Origin of the sequence: Frankia sp. AgKG'84/4, from assembly GCF_023242965.2 — a bacterium.
GTDB lineage: Bacteria > Actinomycetota > Actinomycetes > Frankiales > Frankiaceae > Frankia.
Genome location: NZ_JALKFU020001002.1, coordinates 1 through 1,857 on the forward strand (window position 1 = coordinate 1; position 1,857 = coordinate 1,857).

A 1,857-nucleotide genomic window follows, 5' to 3' on the forward strand; every position below is an offset into this window, starting at 1 on the left:
GCCGGGGGGCGGGCGTGGGCGGTGCGGCGCTCACCGGCGCCGTCTGCGGGGTCACGTCCACGTCGGTGTTCGGGGGGCTGGTGGGGGTCAGGGCGGTGTGGGGGTTCCAGACGGTGCTGCGCAGCGCTGGCGCGGCGCGGGCGAGGCGGATCAGCGCGTCGAGGTCGCAGGTGCCGGTGATGAGCTCACCGAGGCGGTCCACGGCGTCGAGGGCGTCGCGGCGGCGTTCGGCGGCGGGTACCAGTCCGAGATGACGGGAGGGGGTGTGCACGCCGGGGTCGCGGGGGACGGCGCCGAACACGGGCATGGCGATGTCGGTGAGGGCGTCGGTGAGCAGCGCGCGGTGGCGGGGGGTGGCGACCCGGTTGAGGATGACTCCGGCGAGGTGGACCCGCGGGTCGAACGAGCGGAACCCGGTGACGAGTGCGGCGATGGACCGCGACGCGCCGGAGGCGTCGACGACGAGGACGACGGGGGCGTGCAGCAGCCGGGCGATGTGGGCGGTGGAGGCGTGGTCGGCGTCCTGGCCCGGCTCGGGGTGGGCGACGCCGTCGAACAGGCCCATGACGCCTTCGACGACGGCGATGTCCGCGCCGCGGGCGCCGTGGGCGAACAGGGGCGCGAGGCGGTCGGGTCCGCAGAGCACGGCGTCGAGGTTGCGTCCGGGTCGGCCGGTGGCCAGCGCATGGTAGCTGGGGTCGATGTAGTCGGGGCCGACCTTGTGGGGGCTGACCCGCAGGCCGCGGGCGCGTAGCGCGGCCATGAGCCCGGTGGCGACGGTCGTCTTCCCGGCGCCGCTGGTGGGCGCGGCCAGCACGAGCCGGGGTAGTTCCAGGCGCTGCGACCGGCCGGTGGGGCTGGTGGGGGGGCTCACCATTCGATGCCTCGCTGCCCTTTCTGCCCGGCGTCCATGGGATGGCGGATCTTCGTCATCTCGGTGACGAGGTCGGCGATCTCCAGCAGCGCCGGCGGGGCGCCGCGGCCGGTGATGACGACATGCTGGCGGCCGGGGCGGGTGCTCAGGGTGGACACGACCTCGTCGAGGTCGAGCCAGCCCCAGCGCAGCGGGTAGGTCATCTCGTCGAGGACGTAGAGCCGGTAGGTCTGCGCGGCCAGGTCGCGGCGGATCTGCGCCCAGCCTTCGGCGGCCGCGGCGGCGGGATCGCCCTGGGGGTCGACACGGCTCTGGAGCCAGCTCCACCCGGCGCCCATCCGATGCCAGGTGACGGTGCCGCCCTGATCGGAGTCGCCGAGGACGGTCAGGGCCTGTTCCTCACCGATGCGCCATTTCGCGGATTTGACGAACTGGAAGACGCCGACGGGCCAGCCCTGCGCCCAGGCGCGCAGCGCCAGGCCGAACGCGGCGGTGGATTTTCCCTTGCCGTCGCCGGTGTGGACCATTAGCAGTGGCTGGTCGCGGCGCTGGCGGGTGGTGAGGCCGTCCTCGGGGACGCTGGTGGGCTGTCCCTGCGGTGTCATCGCCTGTCACCCTTCCCGCTGGTCGCGAGGGTGGTGCGTGGCGCGGGGGTGGTCGCTGGCCGGGTGGCTGCCGGGCGGGGGTGGAGCTGCCCGAGGGCGTCGAGTCCGATCGTGGGTGCGCCGAGGGCATCGGCGAGGCGGGCGGCCAGGCCCAGACGCAGCGGGCCGCTTTCGCAGTCGACGACGACGCTGCTCAGTGTGTGGGCACCGCGGCCGGTGGCGGTGCGGCGCAGGGCGTGGGCGATGGGCAGGGGGTCCTCGCCGGCGGTGGCGCGTCCGTCGGTGACCAGGACGAGCAGGGCGCGTCGGGTCGGGTCGCGGCGTCGCTGCGCGCGCAGCACCTCACCGGCGCGGCGCAGCCCGGCGGCGAGGGGGGTG

General features: G+C 75.2%; 3 protein-coding genes. All 3 read right to left on the reverse strand.

Features of this window, described 5'->3' with window-relative positions:
* A partial coding sequence (locus MXD58_RS26760; RefSeq protein ID WP_250610578.1) for a cobyrinic acid a,c-diamide synthase CobB occupies positions 1-877 on the reverse strand: 877 nt, incomplete at its 3' end.
* The gene (gene cobO / locus MXD58_RS26765; protein ID WP_248839456.1) at positions 871-1,479 is read right to left on the reverse strand and encodes a cob(I)yrinic acid a,c-diamide adenosyltransferase; all 609 of its coding nucleotides are present in this window, start codon (positions 1,477-1,479) and stop codon (positions 871-873) included. The genes MXD58_RS26760 and cobO, both read right to left, overlap by 7 nt.
* A partial coding sequence (locus tag MXD58_RS26770) for a vWA domain-containing protein (protein WP_518478700.1) occupies positions 1,476-1,857 on the reverse strand: 382 nt, incomplete at its 5' end. The genes cobO and MXD58_RS26770, both read right to left, overlap by 4 nt.